The organism is Helicobacter suis (genome assembly GCF_902196125.1).
Classification (GTDB): domain Bacteria; phylum Campylobacterota; class Campylobacteria; order Campylobacterales; family Helicobacteraceae; genus Helicobacter; species Helicobacter suis_B.
The window spans coordinates 1-1,537 of the sequence record NZ_CABIKG010000041.1; the positions used below are offsets into that span (position 1 = coordinate 1).

At 39.3% G+C, this 1,537-nt stretch carries 1 pseudogene; it reads left to right on the forward strand.

Annotated elements, in window-relative coordinates:
• Positions 1–1,537, forward strand: a pseudogene (locus tag G6Q00_RS08135) (hypothetical protein); the annotation flags it as partial.

The following is a 1,537-nucleotide window of genomic DNA, read 5'->3' on the forward strand; positions in this document are numbered from 1 at the left end:
GCAAGCACTACCAAGAAGTACAGAGAGTGGGGGAGGGGGAGTAAGCACGGAATTAAAGCCTAATAGAGAAGTAAGCACTACACCTAATACAGAGAGTGGGGGGAGTGTTAGCAGTGCTAGCAGTGGAACAACTCAAGCAAATATAGAGACAAAAACTCTACAAAGTGAAGCGCCTGTAAATGAGGCAAGAGCTCTACAAAGTGAAGCGCCTGTAAATGCTAGAGGTTTACGGAATGAAACGGCAGAACAGAATGTTAAGGCTTTAGAGAGTGAAGCAGATGTAAAGGCTTTAGAAAGTCAAGATTTTAAAGCAAAAGCTACAGAACTTTATAACATAGCTAAAGCTCAAGAGGTGGAGTTTAAAGGGTTTTTAGAAAATCTTAAGAGTGCTAATAATTCCTTAGAATTAGGCCAAATCCTTAAAAGTGAAGCTAGCATTGAAAGTAAGATTGCGCGCAAACAGGGGGATATAAGTAAAATAAGTGATTATCTAAGAGGGGCAGTAATTAGTAAAGATAGAACCCATTTGGATACAGAGTTAGTAAGGCTAGAGGATAGTTTAAAATCAAGAGGGATTAAGCCTACAATAGAATTACAGCACAAAGAGAGCGGGTATAAAGGTGTGCATATACAATTTGAGTTTAACGGCGTGCCTTCTGAGATACAGCTACACACGGCTAAGAATTGGAACATTAAAAAGCAAATGGATAGTAACTACCATGTGCTAAGGGAGCAGGAGGTAAAGCAGACACTACCAGATGAGCAAATATTAAAATTAAAGGCAGAAAGTCGGCGACTTGCTCAAGGCATGGACTTAGATATTAACGATCTAACTTCATTTGCAGTAAGATCCTTTGTATCCTCAAATTCTGAAAAGTCCGTATTAGTTAGAAAGTCTCTTGTAGACTCAAACCGCACCCAGACTTTGCCTTTAAAATCATACTCAAACTCCGCATTATCCGATGCAACTTTTGCATCAGATACAGCATACAACCGCCCAGATTCTACATTAAGTGAAAAATCTAATTTTTCAGGGGGTAAGGGAAAGATTGAATCGTCCATTGACAAACCTTTATCAAGTAGTATTCAAGCTACACAATCCCCCCTTAAAAGTCAAGAGCCTAAACTACTCCCCTACAAACGCACATCAGAGATTTATAAGGAGGCTAAAGCTAAGGGTTTAAGTTATGCGGAGTTTAAAGCGCTTAAAGAGCAAAACCAAAGACTTTTTTTAGAGGATACAGCACCTAAGAGTACCGCTGAAGTGATTAAAGAGGCTAGAGCTTTAGGGCTAAAAGCAGATGAGGCGATTAAAGCTATAAGGCAAAATCAAAAGGCTATTGACGAATCTAAAAGCCTATCCGGCCTTAAAGAAAATGAAAGACCCATTGAGATAGGGCAAACTATTGCTATGCAAAAGTTAAACAACTATTCAAGTAGTATTAGCCTAGATGATGCCCATATCTACCCCTTAGATTTTGTGGTGATCAAGACTTCAGATATTAAGCCTAATATGCAGGCTAAAAGCGGGGTGCAA